We start from the raw sequence: 19,500 nt of genomic DNA, 5'->3' as shown, positions 1-19,500 counted from the left end.
CATTGTTTTACTTCTTTTTATTTAATGGCAAAGATAAAACCATATTATAGGTCTAAAGATAAAAACTTTTATCTGTTACATGGAAACTCAAATGAGTTACTCCAAAAGTTTGAACATAAGTTTGATATGATTTTTGCCGATCCTCCTTATTTCCTATCAAATAATGGTTTGTCTATCCAAAGCGGAAAAATAGTTTCTGTGAATAAAGGAAAATGGGATAAATCACTAGGCACGGAATACATTAATAATTTCAACCGAGAATGGTTAGCTCTTGCAAGAGAGAAACTGAAAGATAATGGTACTATCTGGATAAGTGGTACAATGCATAATATTTTTAGCGTAGGCCAAATTTTAACGGAATTGGGATTTAAAATATTAAATGTGGTGACTTGGCAAAAATCAAACCCACCACCAAATTTTTCATGTAGATACTTTACACATTCAACCGAACAAATTATTTGGGCAAGAAAGCTTCCTAAAGTTCCTCATTATTTTAACTATGAACTAATGAAAGAACTCAATGGAAACAAACAAATGAAAGATGTTTGGAAATTGCCAGCTTTAGCTCCTTGGGAAAAAAGCTGTACCAAACATCCAACTCAAAAACCTTTGTCAGTTTTAACTCGTATAATTTTAGCATCTACTCAACCAAACGCATGGATACTAGATCCCTTCGCAGGAAGTAGTACTACTGGAATAGCTGCAAATCTTCTTGGAAGAAGATATCTAGGAATTGATATGGAAACAGAATATTTAGATATAAGTAAAGCTAGAAAAAAAGAAATTCTAAACCCTAAAACGATTGAACTCTATAAATCTAAAATCAGAGGTTTTAATCACAGAAAACAATTAAGTTTGTTTTTAGCTGAAGAGCCAAAGACAGAATACCTCCAAAATTTAGATTTAAATATTATAATCTAATCAGGACTAGTTCTATATCCTAAATCATATGCCATTTGTTTATATAGTTTTGATTGCAATCCTTGTCCTGCTCCTTTGACAAAACTACTAGAAGGACTAAAATATAGATCAGAATTGTTTTCTATTAATTCAAATTTTTCTTTTAATGCTAATTTTAGTTCTTCAACAGTTTTATTATTTCTTGGGTTAATATCTAAATAAATATCATTAATCAATCTAACTAAAGCACCCATTCCCGTTGTTTTAGCCAAAACAAATTTATATTCTCTTCTATTATTTTCTTCATCAGTTGGCCAATAGGTGTTAAATGATTGTTTTATCTGAGAAAAATATAGTCTTAAAAACTGTCCAAGAATCTTATATAACTTACCTTCATTTAAATAATCCATATATAATAGGTGCCAAGCTTTTCTTTTTCCAAACAACTTCATTATTAGTTCCATGAGTGCTGATTGTGAAATAATTCCATCTCCATTTCCTAACATGTCAATTTTACCATATAAGACAGAATCAGTATTATAATTTAGATGCCTTACGAGATCATGGGCAAGTTTTAACTCATTTCTGTCTGTATTAGGAGATGAACCAAAAATATCATAATAAAGTGAACGATTTACTGGTTTTTGATTGAAGTTTACTGAAGCAAATATTTCGCCTTGTTGATAGATATCAAAATCAATTAGAATTGTACATAGAAATTCAAAGTTCTTAATCCTGTCTTTTAGAAAAGGTAAAAAAGATTCATCGACTATTTCTATAACTTTTTTTCGACCTAATTTTAAATTAGTATTTATCTTTGGTAATAATTCCTTTAATGCAGCTATTCGATGCTGACCATCAACAATTAAAGCTATCTTATAATCTTTAGGTAATTGTAACATATTATCATTCAAATATGCTAAAGATATCTGATTACCATTTTGAATTTCGCTTTCCAAATATGATTTTTCATAATCATCTATACTGTCAGTTTGAAAAGTATTAATAGCTATTAGAGTAGAGGTAGGGAACATACCTAAAGATTCAATTCTTGATAAGTTTTTCTTAAACCTATATTCTTTAATTGCTTCTTTTATAATGAACTGCTGTATTCCATATGTTCTATTGTCATTTACAAGCCTTTGGTAAAATCGTTTATTTTCATTTACAACTTCTTCTTTTTCAGATTCACTTAATAATGGATCACCACCATCTTCTTTTCTAGCTGTAAAACTCACTATTGGTTCTAGTTCAGAAAACTTAATTGCAGAAAAACCCAACTTTCCTTTAGTTATTTGAGATATTGTTGAGAATTCTATTTTTGTATATTCAAAACTCATAAGTGACTTTTAATTATTATCAAATTCATCATTATCTTCTAAATCTCCTAGATTGATATCTTTATCCATATCCTCTTTAACAGGAATCTCTTGTTCTTCTGATCTTTCTACTTTAGTAGCTGCGTCAAATAATAAATTCACTTTTCTCTTCAAATCACTAATTTCTTTATCTAATTCTTCAATTTTAGAATCTCTAGATTTTACTTCATCTAAATCACTATTAAGTGTATTTAATTTAATTTCATAGTCATGAAAATCACTTATTAATTTGAGCTTCTGCTCCAGAGCTGCTTCACTTATAGTTTTATTGGTAATATCTTTAAGGTTTTGCTTTTCTTTATCAATTTCTTTAACTGCAATATTTTCAGATACTTCTTTAACCTTTTCGAGAGTACTTCTTTTTAATTCTTGTAGAGACTTAAAACCAAAAAAGCCCGTTACAGCAATAATTATGGCTAATATTGTTCCTATAAACTTGTAAAAAGAATTTACTTCACTTATCTTTTTTTCAATAATAGTTTCAACTTCATTAACATCAGAAATCTTTTTTTCTAATATTTTTTCATAAGATTCGAATGTGATTTTTTGAATAGAATCATTTTGACTTGAACTGTAGATAACATCTACATTATTAATAACAGGAGAATTATCACTAAAAGTTAAATAAAAGATTATTACAACTAACGATGTTAGTGATAATAGTATTATAACTAAAGCTGACCAATTCAAGGCGTTTAGGAATAATTTATATTTTTTATCTTCCATATCAATTATTTTTTTGGTATTCCGGTAAAACACATTGTTCTACCAGAATAACTCCAATCTCTAATATCTTGCTCAATAAAAAACCATTTAAAAATTAAAACTATTAAGTCTAAATCATAACCAGATTTAAATACTAAATGTTTATATTCTGCTTTTGAAACATCTTCGCAGTTATAAACGCGTTCTAAAAAATCGTAAAGATCTAAATAATCTTTAGGGTTTTCTATCTTTTTTTGTTCTAAATCTTCAAAAAGCTCTGTATGTTTTGGATTTGTTCTTACTCTTCTTTCTAATCCTTTTCCAAAATCAACATTTTCAACATGAATAACAAAATCAAACCCTTTCTTTAACCAAGCAGGTCGTCTTAAAAATATTCTATTACCTGAATCTAATGTTTCTACAAAATAGGTATTTCTCGAAGCATCTACACCTTTTCCAGTACCTGGGATTTCTTTTAAGAAAATATCAATTAAATTTTTTCTTATTTCATTGCGAGTGCCTTTATTTGAAAACTTAATATTGTGAGTATATTCAGGCATAATATATTTAAAATAAATCTTTAAGTTCAACATTTAAAGCTGTTGCAAGCTTTTCTGCTATAACAATAGAAACATTAGTTTCTCCTTTTTCAATACTTGGTAAATAAGTTCTATCAATATCAGCAAGGTTTGCTAATGCTTCTTGTGATAAACCATTTTTAAGCCTTAACTCCTTAATTTTTTTACCAAATTTCACTTTAACATTCATTTTTTAAAGTTGTGAATTTGTCGATTATTGTACAACGGATTATTGTCTACATTTCATAATAAAAAGACCTCATAAAATTTTGGCTAAAACAATAGGCGAGTGTAACGACAATATTTTAGGAGTTCAGGAATACGGTTTCTTAAATATTTCTATTTTACATAATATTTCTACATAGTTTTAAAAAGTTGTAATGTTTCCTAAAATATAGTGGAACGAGACGTTAATTGTTTCCAAAATTATATGCAGCCTTGATTTTTTGTTTCTTTTGCATCAAGGCAAAAGATAACGCACAAAAAGGAAAAACTTGAATTAGAGTTCTAAATAGAACAAGTGTATAGAAATTTACTCGAAGAGAAATTTTATACTCTTGTGGCAACTTGACGAGAATCTCATAAAATTTTTTTTGACGTACATTTTATCAAATACGCGAATTTTAAAACAATGTAAAAAGTGAAGCTTTTATATGGCGTTGGCAAGCGATGGATAATTGTGTGTAAAATAAATTGTGGTAACAATTTAATTTTATAAAACAATCGAGCGCTTGGTAGCGGCTATTTTACATAACGGCAAATTATAGATACAAATAAATTAACACTGCGTAGCAGACCGATTAAAAAAGTTTAATGACCCAAGTACAATGTTTCATTCATATTTCTAAACGTTCTGGGATATTTTACATAATAGAGAATTATAGCTATCAAATGTACATTTGGGATAAACAATCATACAAACACATTTGTACTATAATTTATATTATGTAAAATAGAAAATTTCAAGAACTTCCCCTTCTGCCAATTATTACCTATTTCAAATAATTATGTTGCTCTAAGAACTCCAAGAATAATTATAAGGGTTTGGTGCCTATGCTTTAAAATTCATTACGAACCTCACATTTTAAACCTCCTTCTTTTGATAATTCCATAAATCGCCATCAAATGCTACTAAATAAAAGTTAAAATCTCTTTATTAATAGTAATACTATTATTTTTGTAATACATAAGTCTGAGTTATGAAATCATTATTACATCATTTAAAGATTACCGTATCAGAAAAGGTTTATATAAAGGATCCTGAAACTTCTGATTTGGGAAAGCGTATTGTTTCTGAAAGCATCCTGATGATTGACGAAATGGGATTTGAATGTTTTACTTTTAAAAAATTAGGCGAAAAACTGGGTTCCAATGAGAGTTCCATGTATCGTTATTTTGAAAGTAAACACAAGCTCCTGCTCTATTTGACCTCCTGGTATTGGGCCTGGTTGGAGTATCAACTGGTTTTTGAAACACATAGTTTAACAGATCCTGAAGAAAAATTATTAAAAGGTATTCAAGTTATCACCAGAAGTACTACTGAGGATTCGACGTTTTCCCACATCAATGAGGTGGCCTTGAATCGTATTGTAATCAATGAAAACTCTAAGTCTTTCTTAACCAAACAAGTCGATCAGGAAAATAAAGATGGTGTTTTCAATATTTATAAAAATTTAGTGCTACGTATTAGAGATATGATTCATGAAGTGAACGCCGATTATCCTTTTCCCGAAAGTCTTTCTAGTACCGTTGTTGAAGGGGCTTTACACCAACATTTTCTCAAAGACCATTTCAAAACCCTTACAAATGCTGGTGAAGAAGAATCATCAACCAAATATTTTCAACATTTAGTTCTTAATACTATTAACTCTAAAACCCAAATTCTATGACCACTTGGAAACGTTTTATTGGTCTGATTAGGCTTGAGCGTAAGGCAATTTTTCAAATCATTTACTACGCTATTTTTGCTGGTATTGTAGGTTTGTCGTTACCCTTGGGAATTCAAGCCATTATTAACATGGTACAAGGTGCGCAAGTATCCAGTTCTTGGGTAGTCCTCGTGATTTTGGTTACCATAGGGGTTGTCTTTGTTGGTTTATTACAACTCATGCAGTTACGTATTATTGAAACCGTACAACAGCGTATTTTTGTGCGGGCTTCTTTTGAACTTAGCTACCGCTTTCCTAAAATAAAAATGGATGAATTCAGAAATTACTATCCGCCAGAATTGGCGAACCGTTTTTTTGATACACTTACCATTCAAAAGGGATTGGCCAAGATTTTAGTAGATGTACCCGCTGCTCTACTCCAAATTATCTTTGCCTTAATTCTTTTAAGCTTTTACCATCCATTTTTTATAGTGTTCGGATTTCTTTTATTGATTCTGATCTTCTTGATATTCAAATTTACAGCCGAAAAGGGTTTGAATACGAGTATTTTAGAGTCCAAGCATAAATATAAGGTGGTGCATTGGATTGAAGAAATTGCCCGAACCATCACCAGTTTTAAATTGGCTGGAAATACCCGTCATGCCCTGGATAAAAATGACACTTTGGTAGCCAATTATCTGAATGCTAGAGAAAATCACTTTAGAGTTCTGGTTATTCAGTTCTCCCAAATGATTGGGTTTAAAGTGTTGGTTACGGCTGGTCTTTTATTTATTGGAGGTGCTCTGGTATTAAATCAACAAATGAACATTGGACAATTTGTTGCTGCAGAAATCATTATTCTTTTGGTTATCAATTCCGTTGAAAAAATTATAGTCAACTTAGAAACCTTATATGATGTTCTTACTTCTATAGAGAAATTAGGAGAATTGGTAGACAAAAAACTAGAACCACAACAAGGAGAAACCCCTGATTTTTCTAATGGTATCGATTTAGAATTTAATCAGGCAACCTATACGGTTGATAATAGGCATACCACTATTTTAAATAATTTGGACTTTTCTATTAAACATAAGCAACACACCATTATTGCTGGTGAAAGTGGCGCTGGTAAATCCAGTTTAATGCGCTTGATTTCTGGAATTATTCTTCCTACTAGCGGTCAATTAAATGTTAACTCATATGCCATGGAGAGTTTATGTATTAATCATTACCGTGGTCATTTAGGTTTATCTTTATCTGAAGAAACTCCTTTTGAAGGAACCTTGAGAGACAACATTACCTTTGGGGATAAAGACATCACAGATGAACATATTTTATGGGCATTGAACAAATTAGGATTAACACCATTTTTTAAGCAGTTACCTAAAGGTTTAAATACAGTGATATATCCTGAAGGAAAACATTTATCAGAAACAGTTTCGAAAAAAATTGTTTTGGCGAGAGCTATCGTTAAGCGACCAAAATTGTTGATTCTTGAAGATTCCATGGAAAAGTTTGACGAACAAGATGTCATTAATTTAATTGACTTTTTGGGCGAACCAGAACATCCGTGGACCCTTGTGGTTGTGAGCAATCACGAGTATTGGAAACGAGTTTGTAAACAAATAATTAGGTTAAAAGAAGGTGCCATTGTAAAAAATGCTTAAACCATGCTGAACATTTCAAATAATCAATTACATAAAAAAGTCTCCTTGAGAGAATATAAATCGGGAAAACACATTTTTAATGTGAGTTATTACAAGCAATTTAACCGATTTTTATTGGCCTTTGCTTTGGTGGGTCTGATTGTTTTATTTTTACCTTGGACACAGACCATTACGGGTCAAGGTAACGTGACCACTTTGCGACCGGAACAACGTCCGCAAACAATCCAATCCCAAATCCCTGGAAGGGTTGAAAGATGGTTTGTGAAGGAAGGTGATTATGTTAATAAAGGTGATACCATTCTCCATATTTCTGAAATCAAAAGTGAATATTTTGACAACCAATTGGTTGAAAGAACCAATACACAGAAAATAGCCAAGGAATCCTCTGTAGGAGCTTACAAAGAGAAAGTTTCTGCTTTATCCAGACAAATTGCTGCACTTAGAAATGAACGTCAGTTGAAATATAAACAAGCCGAAAACAAACTGAAACAGGCCCATTTGAAAGTAAAAAGTGATAGTATTGATCTGGAGGCTGCCAACACCAATTTTCAAATTGCCGAAAGACAGTTTCAAAGGGTTCAAACACTTCAGGAAGAAGGTTTAAAGGCAGTAAAAGATGTTGAAGAAAAGAAGTTAAAACTTCAGGAAACGCAGGCTAAGTTGATTTCCCAAGAAAATAAATACTTGGCAAGCCAGAATGAAGTGATTAATGCACAAGTGGAACTCTCTAGAATCAATGCAGAGTATACCGATAAAATTTCTAAGGCAGAAAGTGACATGTACACGGCACAATCTGCTCAAATGGATACCGAAGTTCAAGTTTCTAAGTTAGAGAACTCCTATGTCAATTATAAAAGAAGAAGCGATTTGCTTTATGTCACCGCTCCTCAAAGTGGTTTTGTTAATAAGGCCATTGTTAGCGGATTGGGAGAAACTTTTAAAGAAGGTGAAGCGTTGGTAAGTATCATGCCGGCACAACATGATTTGGCGGTAGAAACTTATGTAAGACCAATTGATTTACCCTTAATTCACATAGGTGAAGAAGTGAGGGTGCAATTCGACGGATGGCCAGCAATCGTATTTAGTGGTTGGCCAAATGTATCTTACGGTACGTATGGTGCGAAGGTGGTCGCTATTGAAAATTTTATCAGTCCGAATGGAAAATATCGTATTCTTTTAGGTCCCGATCAAAATGATCACCCTTGGCCTGAGGCGATTCGTGTGGGGTCTGGTGCTAGAACCATGGCTTTATTAGAAGATGTGCCTATTTGGTTTGAAATTTGGAGGCAGTTAAACAGCTTCCCTCCTAACTACTACCAACCTCAAAGTGAGACCGAAACTAAAGAAAAGAAATCATGAGAATAAAGTGCTTTCTAATAGTACTCATGGTAGGGATAGCACTTCCCTCCTATGGTCAAGAACCCAACCCTGATGTGATGACTTTTAAGGAGTTTTTGGCTTATGTAAAGCAATTTCACCCTTTAGTGAAACAAGCTAATTTGGTTTTGGATGCAAGTGAAGCCAATTTAATAAAAGCACGAGGCGGATTTGATCCTAAAATTGAGCTGGATTATTCCAAAAAGAATTTCAAGGACACCGATTATTATAAACTTTTCAATGGCTCTTTTAAAATACCTACCTGGTACGGTGTCAATTTTAAAGCGGCAGTAGATAATAATGAAGGCTATTATTTAAATCCTGAAAACAATACCCCAGATGATGGTGTTTATCAGGTGGGTGTATCTGTTTCATTAGCCAAAGGGTTGTTTATGAATGAACGGATGGCCACCTTAAAGCAGGCAAAATTGTATAGGGAACAAGCTAAGGCCGACTTGCAAATGATGGTAAATGATATTCTATACCAAGCTTCCAAAACGTATTTTATCTGGTTGAAAAATTATAGAAATTATCAAACATATCAGTCCTTTTTAGAAAATGCACAAATTCGGTTTGAAGGTATTAAAAAAGGATATGAGGAAGGAGAATATCCTGCAGTGGATACTTTGGAGGCGCGTATCAATTTAGACTCAAGAAAGCTAAATTTGGAAAAAGCACGTATTGGATTTGTAAAATCAACTCTGGAGTTATCCAATTATCTTTGGTTAGAAAATAATATACCTGTAGAGTTAGAAGATCATATTATTCCTGATGAAGAAACATTAAACCTTATTGATCAGGTGTTGAGTTTGACCGATTTGGATCTGGAGAGTTTTCAAATAGAAAATCATCCCAAATTGATTTCACTTGATTACAAATTCCAAAACCGAGAAGTTGATAAGCGCTTAAAAGCCAATGCGCTTTTACCAGACATTACCTTCGATTATAATTTCCTTTCTGAAGTTCCCGATGAGATTAATAGTTTTAATGGCCGCAATTACAAATCGGGATTGTCTTTGAAATTGCCTCTTTTCCTAAGGAAAGAGCGTGGTGCTTTTGAATTGGCTAAATTGAAACTTCAGGATCTTGAGTATGAAATATTATCAACCAACTTGACGCTCAAAAATAAGATTGAAGCTTTAAAAAATGAAATTGAATCTTACGGCATTCAAAATGAAGTGGCTCAAGAACTAGTGACAAATTATGAAACCTTGGTACAAGCTGAGGAACGTAAATTTTTCTTGGGAGAAAGCTCTCTGTTTGTGGTGAATAGCAGGGAATCTAAGCTTATAGAAACGGTTTTAAAAGCCATTTCAGTTGAGAATGACTACCTAAATTCCAAAGCAAATTTGTTTAATGTCATATCAACAGTACCTGAATAAAAAAGAGCCTCGATAGGCTCTTTATACTTTTATTTAGGTATTTGTTGACTTAAACAGTGTAGAGTGCCAAATCCCCATATCAAATCAATGGCATGAATACCTATGACTTCGCGGTCTGGAAAACATTCCGCCAAAATGTTGAGCGCCACACGATCATTAACATCGTTGAACACGGGTACTAAAACACACTGGTTTATGATAAGAAAATTGGCATAACTGGCAGGTAATCTAATGTGGTCAAAATAAACAGGTTTCGGCATAGGAAGTGTTACCACATTAGGTGAGTTACCATTTTCAAGTTTGGCCTCCTTTAATCTTTTAAGATTATCTTGTAAGGGTTTGAAGTTAACATCCTCAGGATTGGTTTCAATAACTGTAACAATAGTATCTTCATTTATAAAACGGGCCAAATCATCTATATGTCCATGTGTGTCATCACCAGTAATCCCATGACCTAACCAGATAGTATTGGTTACCCCCAAATATTCTTTAAAAATGGCTTCATAATCGGCTTTGGTCAATCCAGGATTTCTCACTTGAATTTTTGGGTCCAATAAACATTCTTCTGTAGTTAACAAGGTTCCTTGACCATTAACTTCAAGCGCTCCACCTTCTAAAACCACGGGTTTACCTTTATACATTACTTGTGTTAAAGGTGTTATTAAGGTCTTAGACACTTTTTCTGGAACGTGTCTATCTAATTGATAGTTATGGTATTTAGCCCACCCATTAAAGTTAAAGTTTAAGGCCTCTCTTTGATTGCCATTTTTTACAATGATGGGTCCAGAATCACGCATCCAACTTCTGTTGGTCTTGTGATTTATAAATTGAATACGGTTTAAATCTACATGAGCAATATCAAGCATGGTGGCTACTCGGTCCTGTTGTTTTTCATCAGCAATAACCAAAAACACCGTTTCAAAGGCACTTACTTTCTTAATGAACTCCACAAAAGCCCATTGAATGGCTTTAAACTTCCCTGGCCAATCATTTCCATTATGAGGAAAACATAAGAGGACGCCTTCTTGAGGCTCCCATTCTGCGGGCATGCGTCGGTTTGTCTTTGCCATTAATCCAAAGCGCGTTTAGTTATATCTTCAAAAGCATCAATTCTACGGTCTCTAAAGAATGGCCAGTTTTGACGAACATTCTCTTGTAATTCTAAATCTACTTCAGCCATTAAAATCTCTTCTTGATCATGAGATGCTTGAGCTAAAACTTCACCTTGCGGGCCTACTATAAAGGAAGCTCCCCAGAATTCAATACCGTCTGTATCAGGTAAATATTGTTCCAACCCTATTCTATTGGCAGCTGCTACGTAAACACCATTAGCCACAGCATGTCCTTTCATAACATTCATCCAAGCACCATACTGGTTTGGACCATATTGATCTTTTTCTTTAGGATGCCAACCAATAGCTGTCGGGTAAAACAAGACTTCAGAACCTTTTAAAGCTGTAAGTCGAGCTGCTTCGGGATACCATTGATCCCAACAAATTAAGGTTCCAATATTTCCTTTTTTGGTACGGTTGTTTTTGAAGCCTAAATCACCGGGAGTAAAATAGAATTTCTCATAGAAATGAGGATCATCTGGAATATGCATCTTTCTGTATAATCCAGCTTCGCTTCCATCCGTATCAATGATATAGGCACTATTATGATAAATACCAGCCATACGTTTTTCAAAAAACGGAACAATGATGACGACCCCTAGATCTTTGGCTAAAGCACTGAATGCTTGAAAAGAGGTGCTATAAAGAGGTTCGGCATAAGCGAAATTATCAACGTCTTCACTTTGACAAAAATAATGACTGCTGTAAAGTTCTGGTAAACAAATAACTTCGGCACCTTGACCGGCGGCCTTCCTTACCCATTCCTGACATTTTTCTAAATTATTTTCAGGGGTGTTGTTCAAATTTAACTGAATAACAGCTATGGTATACTTACTCATATGATTTTTAAATTAATAATGTAAAAGTAAGAAATAATCAGTGGTACTAACAAACCAAAGAAAGATACACTATATAATTAACAGACTTTAAGATAGCTCCCTTGTTTTAAAATAAAAATCATAAAAAATGTTAAGAAGGCGTCTAACATCTAATTCTGTGCGTAAATGCAATAGAACATTTAACCAATATCAAAATATTATGAAGAAAATTTCAATTTTACTATTAACCGGTGTTTTTATGTTTTCCTGTGTTTCTAAAAAGAAATACGTAGCTCTTCAAGAGGAAAACGGACAAATTAAAAGCGAACTAGCCAAAACTCGTGTTGAAAAGGAAGATTTAGAAGCTAAATTTGATGAAATTCAAGCGAGAATAGATACTTACAACAGTAAAATCAGCTCTCTTACGGAAGAAAATGACTCCAAAATTGTCACAGTTGGTGATGACCTTGTCATTTCTAACGATGTAAGAGAAAAAATGAATGAAACTTTAAAAAATGTAGATGCAGAGGCACTTGCCGGAGCCAAAACTTTAAAGGATTCAATGAATTTAGCTGTTTCTTACAACTTGAAAAAGTCGATGAATACCACAGAAATTGATGAAGATGAAGATATCGCCATCAATATTGATGAAACAGTAGTTATGATTTCTATCTCTGATAAAATGTTGTTCAATACTGCTAGTTACAGAGTAAGCAACAAAGCAGATGGTATCTTAAAAAAGTTGGCTGATGTAATCAATTCTGAGCCAAGTATTGAAGTTATGGTTGAAGGCCATACAGACTCTAGAAGTATTAGTACAGCTAAGGTTTCGGATAACTGGGACTTAAGTGTATTAAGAGCTACTTCAGTAGTGAGAAAATTACAAGATGATTATGGTGTAGCACCAGAAAAAATGATTGCTTCTGGTAGAAGTTTTTATCAACCAATTGCAGAAAACGATTCTGCTGAGAACAGATCAAAAAATAGAAGAACAAATATTATAATTCTACCTAATATTAATAAGTTCTTCGCTTTAATGGGCGCTGAAACTAAGGAGCTAGCGGCATCTGAAAAATAATATCATTGAACTTAATCCTTATGGATACACTTGTATCCCATTAAAGGTTGCCTCCCTCGGCAACCTTTTTTTATGCAATAAATATATGTTATTTGGTAAATACTGTGTAAAAGCAAAAACGGGATTTGTTTCTAAGGCTAAGAATTATTAAGCAAAAGCGGCATGATTAAAAATGATCAAAGGAACTTTGGCATGATGGCTGATGGACTTACTCTGGCTTTTGTGCAATAACTTATCAAAGAAACCATGTTGTTTGGCTATGACACACATCATGTCTAATTGCCGACTTTCGCTAAAAATGCGGGTTCCAACTTCAACGGAAACATCTGTGATGCAATAGAAGTCGATAGGAATAGGTTTTAATTCAGCTTCTAAAATCATTTTATTTGCTCGCATTTCAGAAGATAATTCTTTAGAATGGTTCATGACATGAACAACTGAAATTTTAGATTTAAAATTGGAAGCCAACTCAATCAATAAATCCAATCCATGGTGATACTCACTTATACTATAATCAGAAGCGAAACCTATGTCACTTAAGGATTTTAAAACCACATTTTTTGGAACTGCGATTATGGGACATTTTAATTTACCAATAAGATTGGCAGTATTACTTCCTATGGTAACTTCTTTTAAGCCAGAAGCTCCTTTTGTTCCCACTACAACCGCATCAATTTTCATATTGCTCACAGTACTTTGTACTGCTCCTAAAAAGTAGTCATTTATGATAATGGTTTTAAATTGATGCTCTTTGTTTGTATTTACTTCCAAAGCTTTTTTGAGCGTTTCCTGTAATCCATTTTTTGCTTCTTCCTTTATAGAATCCATTATGATGGAATTGGCACGTTTGGAAGTCACGGCTGTTGATGGCGCCGATACATGAGGTTCATAGGAATGCATTAAAAAGAAAGTGACCCTTTGTTTTTTGAACAAATTCATGGCATATTGAATAGCTTCCCAAGAATTCTCTGAAAAATCTGTAGGTAAAAGAATGTGTTTCATGTGTATCCCTAAATTTTAATCTAAAGATAGGGTTTATTTACAAAATCAGGAGTGACTTTTGTCATTTGTCTTTTATAAGACTCCCAAACTACATACCCGTAATCAATTCTAAACCTTTAATTTCAGCTAGCTAGCAGCAGGTCGGCCATGAATTTCTTCAAATACTTCATCAAAATTTACCCTAAGGAAAGTACGCAGTTTTTTACGGTAGTCATCCTTTAACCATTCCACAAAATTAAAAGTGCTTTTACTAATACATTTGGTGTATTGGTGGATTCTGTAATCAATATCATCCCCTAGTTTTTTAGCTAGATCCAATGCATCATATAAATCTTCACTATTTTCAATACAGATTTTGGCATGATGTTCTATCGAACGCTCTAATACTTTTTTGGAGGATTCGCCACTTCTTACAGCACTGGTATAGGCTTCTCTAATGTTGAAATAAACATTATTTGAATTGCCGAATTCAGCACGTAAATCTTCTGGCATTTCATATCTAAAGTTGTTTTCAATATCCTCATCACTTAAAATATTATCTAAATAGAAGTTTGGCGATTTAAATATGCGTTGCCAATCCAACTCTGCACCCCACGGACCAAAACGATGGAAGTTATTACCAAGGTCAATTACCGAAAATTTAGTTTTATTTTTTAGAATACGTGATCCACGACCAATCATTTGGTAATAAAGAGTCAAGGATTTGGTTGCTCTATTTAAAATGATATTATCTACGGTGGGCTCATCAAATCCTGTAGTCAAGATACTAACAGAAGTAAGAACCGCATCTGGAGTATCTCTAAACCATTTTAGAATGCGCTTTCTCTCTTTTTTGGTATTAGTATTGTCTAAATGAGCGACTGGATACCCAGCCCTTCTAAAGGTGTCGTAGACATGCAACGAGGTATTAATACCATTGTTGAAGATTAAGGTTTTTTTGCCTTTACAACGCTCTTCATAAGCCTGCATCAATTTTGACAACATATCGTTGTTGGTATACAAATCTTCTGAAGATTTAACTGTATAGTCCCCATTGGCACCAACCACCAAAGATGTTAGCCCGACATTGTATGAAAAAATCTCCGCACGTGCTAAGAATTCATTTTTGATTAACGACTCAATGCTCTCTCCTACAATTAGCTCATCGTAATTATCCTTCATAGGTAATTTGATGTTACTACTTAATGGGGTTGCAGTCACACCAAGGATAAAGCATTTTTCAAAAAACTTGAATAATTTGGTGAAAGAGTTATAATGGGCTTCATCAATGATGACTAACCCTATATCAGATATATCTAGTTTGCCATCATGAAGTCTATTGTTCAGGGTTTCAACCATAGCCACAAAACAACTATATTGAGATTGATCATCTAAATTAGCTTTACTACTAACCACTTTATTGACCACCCCAAACTCTTGCAACATATTGGAAGTTTGTTTACAAAGCTCAATACGATGCGTCATGACTAAAACTTTCTTTTTATGATGTTTTAAGTATTGACGTACAATTTCAGAGAATATAACCGTTTTTCCACCTCCGGTTGGCAATTGGTAAAGCAAATGGTAATCTTCAGGAGCTTCTTCAAAACATTTAAAAATTTTATTAATGGCTCCTCTTTGGTAACTATATAAGTCCTTACCTACTCTTCTATCTTCTAATTCTTGTGTATCTATCTTAATATTGGTCATAAAAAAAGCTAATGTGCAAAAATAACGTGTTTCTAAGGTTATACAAGGTATTGGCCCTGAAATATTAGCTTATTTTTTTAACAGTTTACAGTTGATAAACGCTTTAAAAAATCCTTTTAAATTTGCGTATTGTTTTCTAAATTATACGGTTTGCAACATTACTATAAGATATATAAGCCTTACGGATACTTAAGTCAATTTATTAATAATCAGACTAAAAGGCGAAATAAGAAGCTATTAGGGAGCTTGGGAGCGTTTCCTGAAAACCTGATGGCTATTGGTAGACTGGATGAAAAATCGGAGGGTCTATTGCTTTTAACAACCGATGGAAAATATAGTGAATTCATAAGAAGTAGTGCCATAGAAAAGGAATACCATGTGATGGTAGATGGTTTAATTACTTCAGAAGCCATAGAAAATTTGAAACATGGAGTTCCCATTACAGTTGGTAAGGAATCTTATCAAACAAAATCTTGCCAAGTAGATTTTTTAAAAGACATTAGTCATATTCCAGAACGATTTGTTAGGGATGACAAACATGGACCAACCTCTTGGATTTCAATAACCATTACCGAAGGTAAATTTAGACAAGTTAGAAAAATGACAGCTGCCGTAGGATTTCCTACATTACGTTTAGTTAGATATCGTATTGGAGAATATACTTTTGAAGGATTACTACCTGGTCAAGTTGAAGAGCTACGTGTGAAATCCTTTTAAAAAGGTTCTCTAATAATAAAGATGCTAGCTTTGACTCCTGTAGCTAAATTCCAGCTACTTGATGCAATAATATTGCCTTCTTCATCCATAACTACCAACTCGGCAGTATTAGGACCTGCTTCACCCATATTAAGAGCGATAAAGTCAATTTGATTGACGCCATCTTCCAAATTATAGATAAAACCAGAAAAAGAAGTAGTTAAAGTAACATCATATTTAACAACTTCACCATTTATTACAACCCTCACTCTATCGCCGTCAGGATCAGCATGGTCGCGATAAACTACATTGACACTTTTGGCTTTGGTTCGGAATTCACCTAAAAATTGATCTGTTTTGGAACCACCACGCTCCACACGCGAAAAGAAACGATCTTCATCATACTGTTGCCTTACATTTTTTAAATGTTGGTCAACCTTTCCTTTATATAGCTCTCCAGGATCTCCAAACTTCTCCCCTCCCAACATGGAAAACTCCTTTTTGGTGTTAAAGTCAGTATTTGTATTCTGCTCAGGAACCGATAATCCATTAATACCAGCTTTGGAATTTAAAAGACCTTTATTCTCAATGGGTTTATTTTCAATAACCTTATTTTCTTGCCCATTGGCATTTTCTTTAGCAGGAATAACCGTAGCATTGGTTTCCGATCCATCTATTTGAGAATATATGGAAATGGACACAAGGCTGAATAAAAGTAGAAAGAGGTGTTTCATTGTTTATTGTTATCCCGACGGAAAGTTCAAAAATCGTACCTATAATATAACCAAACAACTTTTTAATGAAATTTTATGTATTTATTGACTATATAAGGATTGTAAACTTACGTAATAAAATGTTAAAATTTGTTAAATCACTACTTTGTAATGCACAGTACTGTAACAAATCTTTTTTTTCCTCGTCTATCTAATAAACAATCAATCAAAAAATAATTATCATGAGAACTTTAGACAACAATCAGATTTCAAACACATTAGGTAATACTAAAAGTTTTAATTGGAACAGCAAAAGACGTTACAGATAAACTGTAAAAACTTAGACAATCAATCATCAATCAAAAAAACATAGTCATGAGAACTTTAGACAACAATCAAATTTCGAACACATTAGGTAACACAAAAAGTTACAATTGGAACAGTAAAAGACGTTACAGATAAACTGTAAGAACTTAGACAATCAATCATCAATCAAAAAACATCATCATGAGAACTTTAGACAACAATCAAATTTCAAATTCTTTTAGTGACAGAAAAGGTTACAATTGGAATTGTAAAAGACGCTACAGATAGTTGGTATACCAACTGCTGAAAAAAAAATCAATCAAAAACAACATCAATCATGAATCAAAAAAATAAGTATCATGAAAGCTATTATTAAAACATCAAGAGATTCCTTTTTTAGAATGAAGGAGCTATCTAAAGACAAGTGGAGAAACTACCACAAGTGGGATAGTGATCATGAAACTTTATGGACAGGAATTAATAGGTTAGCACATTAATTTGAATTAGTTAGTTTGTATAAAAGTCGGCAATTGCCGACTTTTTTCATTTATGGTATTGTTCTTGTATTTCGATTTTAAATCTTAAAAAACTACATTATGAGACGTACAAGAAAATCTACAGAAGTAAATGCAGGGTCCATGGCAGACATTGCCTTTTTATTACTCATCTTTTTTCTGGTGACTACTACCATGAGTAATGACGCAGGTATTAGCAGAAAATTACCCAGAGATTGTCCCCCCGGAGTGAATTGTTCATCTGATATAAATGAGCGAAATATCTTGAGAATCTCAATTAACGGCCAAAATCAATTAATGGTCAATGACGAATTGGTTTCCATTTCTGAAATAAAAAACAAAATCAAGCTGTTTGTAGATAACAATGGTGATGGTAGTTGTAATTATTGCCAAGGTATTCAATCTGTTTCATCTTCAGACAATCCCAATAAAGCTGTGATTTCATTAAAAAATGACCGAGAAACATCGTATCAATTTTACGTGGCAGTACAGGATGAATTAACCAAAGCCTATTTGGAGCTCAGGGAGAATTATGTGCGTAATATTTTGAAGAAATCACCAGAAGTACTAAATGACGAGGACATTGCCTTGGCAAAAGAAGCCTATCCTTTCGTAGTTTCTGAAGCTGAAATATCTAAATAATCCTTTTAATTTAAGATGGCTACAGAATCCTTAACCCATGGATATGAAATATTAACCTTACGCCTCCCCCATTTCAAAGCGGCTTTCACATCGGTGCCCATATAAATATCTATTTGGTTCCGTTTTCTGTAGTGCATTTTATCCTTTACCAAATAAATACCCTCCAAGCCTTCAATTTGTACTGGAGTGTTGTGATTAAGACCAAATTTTAATAAATCTCTAGAAACAGCAATGTATTTTTTTCCAGGGAATAAGCTATCACCAAAAGCAGTTATATGCGGATTGGGTGAAGTTTGATATTCCAAAGAATTATAGGCAGTTGCCGTAACGCAGAACTTAATAAATTCTTTCTCCTCCTTTTTATTAGAAGGGTTACATGCAAAAAGAAAAAAACATCCTAAAAGGACATAAAGGGAAAATCGCATGGACTAATATAAAAAAAAGAGCGCTTATGGCGCTCTTTTTAAAATTCATTAATCAATCAAATTAAGAAATTTCAATTTTTTTAGCGGGTTTGCGTTTGGACTCTTCGCGTTTCGCAATTTGAACTTTAAGAAGTCCGTCCACATATTCTGCATTGATTTTTTCAGCATCTGCAGAATCTGGTAAAGTGAAAGATCTTTTAAAAGAAGAATAACCAAATTCACGTCTGGTATAGTTTTCTTCTTCTTCATTTTTTTCTGTTTTAGTTTCAGCGGAAATGGTTAATAATTCGTTGTCCACATTCACTTCAAAATCAGATTTATTGAATCCAGGTACTGCCATTTCTACCACATAGGCATCTTTATTTTCCTTAATGTTTACAGAAGGTAAAGTCATGCCTGTGTTGAAATTGGCTAAGAAATCTGATCCAAAGTCTCTGTTGAAAATGTCATCAATCCAAGAAGATAAACTTGGTAAGGTTCCTTGCTCTCTCTGAGAGGTTCTTAAACCGTTTCTTTTTGTTGGAATCAAATTACTCATAATGATTTTATTTGTGTTATACATAATGTTTAAAGTTTAAATTCAAATAACACCAAACAAAAAAAATACCAATACCAAAATGTCAGTTTTTCGACTATATTTTAAGACAA

20 protein-coding genes are annotated in these 19,500 nt (G+C 33.2%); 9 read left to right on the top strand and 11 right to left on the bottom strand.

Annotated features, from left to right (window positions below; all coding sequences use genetic code 11):
• Window positions 1-24: 24 nt before the first annotated feature.
• Complete coding sequence (locus tag GZ212_RS06690; RefSeq protein ID WP_166958387.1) at window positions 25-921, top strand: site-specific DNA-methyltransferase; 897 nt, start codon at window positions 25-27, stop codon at window positions 919-921.
• Here GZ212_RS06690 and GZ212_RS06685 read toward each other — a convergent pair.
• The 4 genes from GZ212_RS06685 to GZ212_RS06670 are packed head-to-tail and all read right to left on the bottom strand — an operon-like array spanning window position 918 to window position 3,752.
• The gene (locus GZ212_RS06685) at window positions 918-2,240 is read right to left on the bottom strand and encodes a DGQHR domain-containing protein (protein WP_166958385.1); all 1,323 of its coding nucleotides are present in this window, start codon (window positions 2,238-2,240) and stop codon (window positions 918-920) included. The genes GZ212_RS06690 and GZ212_RS06685 overlap by 4 nt on opposite strands.
• Before the next feature lie 9 nt (window positions 2,241-2,249).
• A complete protein-coding gene (locus tag GZ212_RS06680; protein ID WP_166958383.1) occupies window positions 2,250-3,005 on the bottom strand; it encodes a hypothetical protein in 756 nt (251 codons plus the stop codon).
• A gap of 5 nt (window positions 3,006-3,010) precedes the next feature.
• Window positions 3,011-3,544 carry a DNA adenine methylase gene (locus tag GZ212_RS06675; RefSeq protein WP_166958381.1) on the bottom strand — a complete coding sequence of 178 codons (534 nt, stop codon included), beginning with the start codon at window positions 3,542-3,544 and terminating at the stop codon, window positions 3,011-3,013.
• A gap of 7 nt (window positions 3,545-3,551) precedes the next feature.
• Window positions 3,552-3,752: a helix-turn-helix transcriptional regulator gene (locus GZ212_RS06670; RefSeq protein WP_166958379.1), complete on the bottom strand. Its 201-nt coding sequence runs from the start codon at window positions 3,750-3,752 to the stop codon at window positions 3,552-3,554.
• A gap of 1,009 nt (window positions 3,753-4,761) precedes the next feature.
• Between GZ212_RS06670 and GZ212_RS06665 the strand changes: the two genes are divergently transcribed.
• From GZ212_RS06665 to GZ212_RS06650, 4 genes are read left to right on the top strand one after another with little or no spacing between them, the layout of a single operon-like run.
• Complete coding sequence (locus GZ212_RS06665; RefSeq protein WP_166958377.1) at window positions 4,762-5,451, top strand: TetR/AcrR family transcriptional regulator; 690 nt, start codon at window positions 4,762-4,764, stop codon at window positions 5,449-5,451.
• Entirely contained in the window at window positions 5,448-7,097 is a 1,650-nt protein-coding gene (locus tag GZ212_RS06660; protein WP_166958375.1) for a peptidase domain-containing ABC transporter, read from the top strand. Before GZ212_RS06665 ends, GZ212_RS06660 begins: the two co-directional genes overlap by 4 nt.
• Before the next feature lie 3 nt (window positions 7,098-7,100).
• Window positions 7,101-8,456 (top strand): HlyD family secretion protein, encoded by a 1,356-nt coding sequence (locus GZ212_RS06655; RefSeq protein ID WP_166958374.1) that lies wholly within the window; start codon window positions 7,101-7,103, stop codon window positions 8,454-8,456.
• On the top strand, window positions 8,453-9,856 hold the full coding sequence (locus GZ212_RS06650) for a TolC family protein (RefSeq protein ID WP_240923777.1): 1,404 nt from the start codon (window positions 8,453-8,455) through the stop codon (window positions 9,854-9,856). The genes GZ212_RS06655 and GZ212_RS06650 overlap by 4 nt, the downstream gene beginning before the upstream one ends.
• 29 nt (window positions 9,857-9,885) lie before the next feature.
• On the opposite strand, the gene GZ212_RS06645 is transcribed toward GZ212_RS06650, so the two are convergent.
• Entirely contained in the window at window positions 9,886-10,926 is a 1,041-nt protein-coding gene (locus tag GZ212_RS06645; protein ID WP_166958373.1) for an agmatine/peptidylarginine deiminase, read from the bottom strand.
• A complete protein-coding gene (locus tag GZ212_RS06640) occupies window positions 10,926-11,807 on the bottom strand; it encodes a carbon-nitrogen hydrolase (RefSeq protein WP_166958372.1) in 882 nt (293 codons plus the stop codon). The genes GZ212_RS06645 and GZ212_RS06640 overlap by 1 nt, the downstream gene beginning before the upstream one ends.
• A gap of 199 nt (window positions 11,808-12,006) precedes the next feature.
• On the opposite strand from GZ212_RS06640, the gene GZ212_RS06635 reads away from it, so the two are divergent.
• Entirely contained in the window at window positions 12,007-12,864 is an 858-nt protein-coding gene (locus GZ212_RS06635) for an OmpA family protein (protein ID WP_166958371.1), read from the top strand.
• Between the two features lie 147 nt (window positions 12,865-13,011).
• Here GZ212_RS06635 and GZ212_RS06630 read toward each other — a convergent pair whose 3' ends face one another.
• Complete coding sequence (locus GZ212_RS06630; RefSeq protein WP_166958370.1) at window positions 13,012-13,866, bottom strand: universal stress protein; 855 nt, start codon at window positions 13,864-13,866, stop codon at window positions 13,012-13,014.
• Between the two features lie 126 nt (window positions 13,867-13,992).
• The gene (locus GZ212_RS06625; RefSeq protein ID WP_166958369.1) at window positions 13,993-15,555 is read right to left on the bottom strand and encodes a DEAD/DEAH box helicase; all 1,563 of its coding nucleotides are present in this window, start codon (window positions 15,553-15,555) and stop codon (window positions 13,993-13,995) included.
• Between the two features lie 150 nt (window positions 15,556-15,705).
• On the opposite strand from GZ212_RS06625, the gene GZ212_RS06620 reads away from it, so the two are divergent.
• Window positions 15,706-16,272: a pseudouridine synthase gene (locus GZ212_RS06620; protein WP_166958368.1), complete on the top strand. Its 567-nt coding sequence runs from the start codon at window positions 15,706-15,708 to the stop codon at window positions 16,270-16,272.
• On the opposite strand, the gene GZ212_RS06615 is transcribed toward GZ212_RS06620, so the two are convergent.
• Window positions 16,269-16,985: a hypothetical protein gene (locus GZ212_RS06615; RefSeq protein WP_166958367.1), complete on the bottom strand. Its 717-nt coding sequence runs from the start codon at window positions 16,983-16,985 to the stop codon at window positions 16,269-16,271. The two genes, GZ212_RS06620 and GZ212_RS06615, sit on opposite strands and share 4 nt — an antisense overlap.
• A gap of 644 nt (window positions 16,986-17,629) precedes the next feature.
• Here GZ212_RS06615 and GZ212_RS06610 point away from each other — a divergent pair.
• Together GZ212_RS06610 and GZ212_RS06605 are read left to right on the top strand one after the other, a co-directional pair.
• Window positions 17,630-17,767 carry a hypothetical protein gene (locus GZ212_RS06610; RefSeq protein WP_157492018.1) on the top strand — a complete coding sequence of 46 codons (138 nt, stop codon included), beginning with the start codon at window positions 17,630-17,632 and terminating at the stop codon, window positions 17,765-17,767.
• Between the two features lie 99 nt (window positions 17,768-17,866).
• Window positions 17,867-18,427 (top strand): biopolymer transporter ExbD, encoded by a 561-nt coding sequence (locus tag GZ212_RS06605; RefSeq protein ID WP_166958366.1) that lies wholly within the window; start codon window positions 17,867-17,869, stop codon window positions 18,425-18,427.
• A 5-nt stretch (window positions 18,428-18,432) separates the two neighbouring features.
• On the opposite strand, the gene GZ212_RS06600 is transcribed toward GZ212_RS06605, so the two are convergent.
• Both GZ212_RS06600 and GZ212_RS06595 read right to left on the bottom strand, forming a co-directional pair.
• Window positions 18,433-18,852, bottom strand: a complete 420-nt coding sequence (locus GZ212_RS06600; RefSeq protein WP_240923776.1) for a 3D domain-containing protein — start codon at window positions 18,850-18,852, stop codon at window positions 18,433-18,435.
• A gap of 61 nt (window positions 18,853-18,913) precedes the next feature.
• Complete coding sequence (locus GZ212_RS06595; protein ID WP_240923775.1) at window positions 18,914-19,414, bottom strand: Hsp20/alpha crystallin family protein; 501 nt, start codon at window positions 19,412-19,414, stop codon at window positions 18,914-18,916.
• Window positions 19,415-19,500 lie beyond the last annotated feature (86 nt).

It is taken from the genome of Mangrovimonas sp. CR14 (assembly GCF_011764015.1).
In the GTDB taxonomy this organism is placed as follows: Bacteria; Bacteroidota; Bacteroidia; order Flavobacteriales; family Flavobacteriaceae; genus Mangrovimonas; species Mangrovimonas futianensis.
Note: the sequence above shows the minus strand (reverse complement) of the source record. Positions and strands in the feature narration are given on the sequence as shown.

What these genes read in the sequence shown, in the direction of transcription:
- GZ212_RS06690 (WP_166958387.1), top strand. Translation starts at nt 25, where the DNA reads ATGGCAAAGATAAAACCATATTATAGGTCTAAAGATAAAAACTTTTAT.
- GZ212_RS06685 (WP_166958385.1), bottom strand. Translation starts at nt 2,240, where the DNA reads ATGAGTTTTGAATATACAAAAATAGAATTCTCAACAATATCTCAAATA.
- GZ212_RS06680 (WP_166958383.1), bottom strand. Translation starts at nt 3,005, where the DNA reads ATGGAAGATAAAAAATATAAATTATTCCTAAACGCCTTGAATTGGTCA.
- GZ212_RS06675 (WP_166958381.1), bottom strand. Translation starts at nt 3,544, where the DNA reads ATGCCTGAATATACTCACAATATTAAGTTTTCAAATAAAGGCACTCGC.
- GZ212_RS06670 (WP_166958379.1), bottom strand. Translation starts at nt 3,752, where the DNA reads ATGAATGTTAAAGTGAAATTTGGTAAAAAAATTAAGGAGTTAAGGCTT.
- GZ212_RS06665 (WP_166958377.1), top strand. Translation starts at nt 4,762, where the DNA reads ATGAAATCATTATTACATCATTTAAAGATTACCGTATCAGAAAAGGTT.
- GZ212_RS06660 (WP_166958375.1), top strand. Translation starts at nt 5,448, where the DNA reads ATGACCACTTGGAAACGTTTTATTGGTCTGATTAGGCTTGAGCGTAAG.
- GZ212_RS06655 (WP_166958374.1), top strand. Translation starts at nt 7,101, where the DNA reads ATGCTGAACATTTCAAATAATCAATTACATAAAAAAGTCTCCTTGAGA.
- GZ212_RS06650 (WP_240923777.1), top strand. Translation starts at nt 8,453, where the DNA reads ATGAGAATAAAGTGCTTTCTAATAGTACTCATGGTAGGGATAGCACTT.
- GZ212_RS06645 (WP_166958373.1), bottom strand. Translation starts at nt 10,926, where the DNA reads ATGGCAAAGACAAACCGACGCATGCCCGCAGAATGGGAGCCTCAAGAA.
- GZ212_RS06640 (WP_166958372.1), bottom strand. Translation starts at nt 11,807, where the DNA reads ATGAGTAAGTATACCATAGCTGTTATTCAGTTAAATTTGAACAACACC.
- GZ212_RS06635 (WP_166958371.1), top strand. Translation starts at nt 12,007, where the DNA reads ATGAAGAAAATTTCAATTTTACTATTAACCGGTGTTTTTATGTTTTCC.
- GZ212_RS06630 (WP_166958370.1), bottom strand. Translation starts at nt 13,866, where the DNA reads ATGAAACACATTCTTTTACCTACAGATTTTTCAGAGAATTCTTGGGAA.
- GZ212_RS06625 (WP_166958369.1), bottom strand. Translation starts at nt 15,555, where the DNA reads ATGACCAATATTAAGATAGATACACAAGAATTAGAAGATAGAAGAGTA.
- GZ212_RS06615 (WP_166958367.1), bottom strand. Translation starts at nt 16,985, where the DNA reads ATGAAACACCTCTTTCTACTTTTATTCAGCCTTGTGTCCATTTCCATA.
- GZ212_RS06610 (WP_157492018.1), top strand. Translation starts at nt 17,630, where the DNA reads ATGAAAGCTATTATTAAAACATCAAGAGATTCCTTTTTTAGAATGAAG.
- GZ212_RS06605 (WP_166958366.1), top strand. Translation starts at nt 17,867, where the DNA reads ATGAGACGTACAAGAAAATCTACAGAAGTAAATGCAGGGTCCATGGCA.
- GZ212_RS06600 (WP_240923776.1), bottom strand. Translation starts at nt 18,852, where the DNA reads ATGCGATTTTCCCTTTATGTCCTTTTAGGATGTTTTTTTCTTTTTGCA.
- GZ212_RS06595 (WP_240923775.1), bottom strand. Translation starts at nt 19,414, where the DNA reads ATGTATAACACAAATAAAATCATTATGAGTAATTTGATTCCAACAAAA.